This window comes from Tepidiforma sp. (assembly GCF_034433535.1).
Taxonomy (GTDB): Bacteria; Chloroflexota; Dehalococcoidia; order Tepidiformales; family Tepidiformaceae; genus Tepidiforma.
Genome location: NZ_DAOUAO010000092.1, coordinates 1 through 4,259, shown reverse-complemented (window position 1 = coordinate 4,259; position 4,259 = coordinate 1). Strand labels below are relative to the sequence as shown.

The 4,259-nt window shown below is 70.3% G+C and carries 4 protein-coding genes; 2 read left to right on the top strand and 2 right to left on the bottom strand.

The window, feature by feature from the left end; all coding sequences use genetic code 11:
• Positions 1–274: 274 nt before the first annotated feature.
• On the top strand, positions 275–1,579 hold the full coding sequence (locus VAE46_RS05135) for a thiolase family protein (protein WP_322795845.1): 1,305 nt from the start codon (positions 275–277) through the stop codon (positions 1,577–1,579).
• Positions 1,580–1,738: 159 nt separating this feature from the next.
• The gene (locus tag VAE46_RS05130) at positions 1,739–2,500 is read left to right on the top strand and encodes a YceI family protein (RefSeq protein ID WP_322795844.1); all 762 of its coding nucleotides are present in this window, start codon (positions 1,739–1,741) and stop codon (positions 2,498–2,500) included.
• Positions 2,501–2,510: 10 nt separating this feature from the next.
• Here the strand turns inward: VAE46_RS05130 and VAE46_RS05125 are convergent, their stop codons facing one another.
• Positions 2,511–3,356: an EamA family transporter gene (locus tag VAE46_RS05125; RefSeq protein ID WP_322795843.1), complete on the bottom strand. Its 846-nt coding sequence runs from the start codon at positions 3,354–3,356 to the stop codon at positions 2,511–2,513.
• 24 nt (positions 3,357–3,380) lie between these two features.
• Positions 3,381–4,259: DNA gyrase C-terminal beta-propeller domain-containing protein (locus VAE46_RS05120; RefSeq protein ID WP_322795842.1), on the bottom strand; the 879-nt coding region annotated here is incomplete at its 5' end.

Genomic DNA, 4,259 nt, shown 5'->3' with positions numbered 1-4,259 from the left:
TCCGGCTCGTTGAGGGGCAGGCAGGCGCCGGCGAGGAGGGCCAGGAGCAGGGGCAGTGCGAGGAGCCGGCGTTTCACGGCCGCCGAGGATAGCAAATCCTCGCGACATCTCCTGACGGGGTGGAGGGCGAGGGGCCGCCGATGCCGCCGGGGTGGAGGGTGGGCTCGAATGGGATTCGCCGGCGGGGCGCGGATCGCGTATCATGCGGGCGATTGCGGGACAGGTTCGTTCGAACGCGCCTGTCTCAGACTGGCACCGAAGTAAGGAAAGGCTCTTGGAACTGCAGAACGTGGTCATTGTGGATGGGGTCCGCTCGGCGTTTGCCCGGGGCGGGCGCGGCAAGCTGGTCGCGACGCGGCTGGATGAGGCGGGTGCGCGGGTGCTGCGCGCGCTGCTGGAGCGGAACCCGAAGGTGAAGCCCTCGATGATCGAGGACATCGGCCTCGGCAACGTGGGCGGCGCGGGCGAGCTGGCGGGCATCGGCGCGGATACCATCGCGCGGCTGGCGGGGCTGCCCTCGGAGGTCTCGGCGTTCGATACGAACCGCCAGTGCGGGTCGAGCATGGAAGTGCTGCACCGCATCGCGCAGTCGATCGCGGTCGGCGCGACGGAGGTCGGCATCGCGATGGGCGCGGAGCGGATGGGCCGCCAGCTCGGCGGCGGCCAGCGCGGCCCGACGACCCGTATCACGGAGTTCAACCGGCGCCGGCTGGAGCAGACGCCGGAGCAGCGCAACATGGCGCCGGACCACTTCGAGAACTTCTCGGTGCCGTTCCCGGACGAGATCCTCGATTACTCGCCGGTGCTCTCGATGGTGCAGACCGCCCAGAACGTGGCCGAGGTGTACAACCTGAGCCGCGAGGAGCTCGACCAGTTCGCGGTGGAGAGCCACCGCAAGGCGGTCGCGGCCTACGAGAAGGGCGTCTACAAGGACGAGATCATCCCGCTCGAGGTGGAGGACCCGGTCTTCGATGCCGAGGGCAACTGGGTGGAATCGGAGCGGGGGAAGATGATCGTGTTCGACCGGGACGAGTGCATTCGGCCGGGGACGAACATCGAAACGCTCAGCCAGCTGCCGCCGGTGAAGGGCATCGTGAGCCCGACGGGCCAGGAGCTGCGGATCACCGCGGGCAACAGCTGCCCGACGAATGACGGCATCAGCGCGGTGCTGCTGATGAGCGAGAAGAAGGCGCTCGAGCTCGGCCTCGAGCCGCTGGCCCGCATCAAGGGCTACGGCATCGCCGGGATCAAGCCGCAGGTGATGGGCCTCGGGCCGGTTCCTTCGACGAAGAAGGCGCTCCGGCACGCTGGCATCGAGGCGGACCAGATCGACCGGGTGGAGTTCAACGAAGCGTTCGCGGCGCAGGTCATCCCGTCCTGTCGGGAGCTGGGCATCCCGATGGAGAAGGTGAACGTGAACGGCGGTTCGATTGCCATCGGCCACCCGCTGGGGGCCACCGGCGCCCGCCTGGTGCTGACCGTGGCGCACGAGCTGCGCCGCAGCGGCAAGAAGTACGGCCTGGCGACCCAGTGCATCGGCGCCGGGATGGGCATCAGCACGATCATCGAAGCGCTCTAGCCGCTCGAGGGACGCACGAACGAAGGACGCCGGGGGCCGCTGGCCCCCGGCGTTGTGCTGCCTGGCCTGCACCCGGCCTTTACCGCGGTAAGGGGTCCTGACGGGCACGTAACGGGGCGTCGGCGAAGATTGCCGGGAAGTTCTGTGTGGGGGCTGCACATGAAACGTAGGCTGCTGATTTCTGGCGGCGCGGTAGTCGTCGCGGCCGTGCTGGCGGCGGTTGGCGTCTGGTACTTCTACCTCCGGAGCGATGCGCCGGAGGAGGTTTCGCTCGAAGGGGCGCTGGAGACGGTGCGCACGCCGACCGCGGCGGCCGGGAGCGGCGGCACCCCGGCGGCGACTGCGCCAGCCTCCGGCGGGCAACAGGGGAGCGGGCAGGCGGCCGGGGTAGCCGGCACCTGGGGCATCGCCTCCCAGGGCGAGACCTTCGTGGGCTACCGGGTGAAGGAGGAGCTGGCGCAGGTGGGCGCGGTGACGGCCGTGGGCCGCACGAAGGACGTGAAGGGGACGGTGACGATTCAGGGGAACACGGTGAAGGCGGGGAGTTCGTTCACGGCGAACATGCAGGCGCTTCAGAGCGACCGCTCGCAGCGGGATAACGCGCTTCGCCGGCAGGCGCTGGAAACCGACCGCTTCCCGACCTCGACCTTCACGCTGAGCGAGGATGTGACGCTGCCCGAGGGGTTCGCGAACGGCGAGGAGTTCTCGACGACGCTGAAGGGGAAGCTCGAACTGCACGGGGTAACGCGCGCTGTGGAGATCCCGGTGCAGGCGAAAGTGGAGAGCGGGCTGATCGTGGTGGTCGGCTCGGCGGAGATCGTCTTCGCGGACTACGACATCGCTCAGCCCCGGGCGGCGATCGTCCTGAGCGTCGAGGACCGCGGGGTGCTGGAGTTCCAGCTGGTGCTCGCGCGGAACTGAACGCGGGCCTTCAGGACGCGGCGATAACGGCGACCCCGGCGAGCGCGAAGCCGGCCCCGGCAAGGCGGCGGGCGGTGAACCGCTCACCGGTGAACAGCCGGGCCAGCAGGAGGGTCTGCACCGGGTAGAGCGAGCCGAGGACGGAGGCCACGGCGACGTTGCCGCGGCTGGTGGCAAGGGCGAAGGCGAGGTTCGCCGCGGTATCGACGACGCCGATGCTGCCCAGGCGGAGCGCGCCGGCGGCGCCCGGCCAGCGGAGCCCGCGGGCGGCGCGCCCGATGGCGGCCGTGGAAAGCGAGGCCCCAAAGCGGGCGGCGAGCACCGCGACAAGGGCATCGCCATCGCTGGACGAGGCCCGGCCGATGAGCAGGAAGAAGAGGCCGAACGCGAGGGCGGCGGCCAGCCCGAGCAGCACGGGCCGGAGGTGGTGCCCGGTGGGGAAGAGGCGGCCTTCGGGCGGAAGCGAGACGAGGATGATGCCGGCAAAGGCGAACGCCATGCCGGCGAGGGCAACGTTGCCCGGGGATTCGCCGGTCAGGAGGACGGCGGCGACGGGGAGGACCGCGCCGCAGGCGGAGAGCGGCGCGACGACCGCCGATTCGCCGAGGGAGAGGCCCTGGTAGAGGGCCATGCCGCCGAAGCTGGTGGCGAGGCCGGCGGTCAGGCCCCAGAGGAGCGCCTCGCGGCCGATCTCCGGGCGGAGGAGGAGCACGGTCGCAGCGAGGAGGAGGGTGGCCGCGATGTGCGAGGCGAGGGAGACGGTGAAGACCGGCAGGCGGGCGGTGAAGCGGCCGCCAAGGAAATCGGAGGTGCCCCAGGCGAGCGCAGCCCCGAGTCCGAGGAAGATGCTGGTCATGGACGGCCGGGGCGCGCTGCCGGGCTAGTCGGCGTCGTCATCGGCCTCGCCATCGGCGGGTTCGCCCGGTTCGAGGCCCAGGGGGAGGGTTTCGTTGAGCGGGGCATCGGCGGCGCCGTTGTCGGCCCGGCGGCGGCGGGCCGCGCGGTCGTCGTTGTCGCCGTTGAGGGTGAAGGCGGCAATGGACGCGACCTGGTCGCCCTCGTTGACGCGCATGACGGTGACGCCCTGGGTGTTGCGGCCGATGAGGCTGATGCCATCGACGCGGGTGCGCACCACGATGCCGTCGCGGGTAACGAGCATGAGCTCCTGGCCGGGGGAGACCATGCGGCAGGCGGCGACTTTGCCGGTCTTTTCGGTGATGTTGAGGGTCTTCACGCCCTGGCCGCCGCGCCCCTGGACGGGGTATTCCTCGATGCGGGTGCGCTTGCCGAAGCCGCGTTCGGAGATGATGAGGAGCTGGGAGCCATCGTCGGTGGTTTCGACGCCGACGACGTAGGCATCGCCGGTGAGGCGCATGCCGCGGACGCCGCCGCTGGTGCGGCTGGCCTCGCGCAGGTCGTCGATCCGGAAGCGGATGGCCTGGCCTTCGCTGGAGACGAGGATGACGTGGGTGTCGTTGGTGGCCATGCGGGCGGCGATGAGCTGGTCGCCGGGCTCGAGATTGAAGGCGATCTTGCCGTTGCGGCGGACCTCTTCGAACTCGGCGAGGCGGGTCTTCTTGATCTCGCCGTTGCGGGTGGCGAGCAGGATGTAGTCGCGGTCGTAGGAGCGGACGGGGAGGATGGTGGTGACGCGCTCGCCGTCTTCGAGGTCGATGAGGTTGACGATGGGGAGGCCCTTGGCCTGCTTCTTGGTATCGGGGATATCGTAGGCGCGGAGGTGGTAGACGCGGCCGCGGTC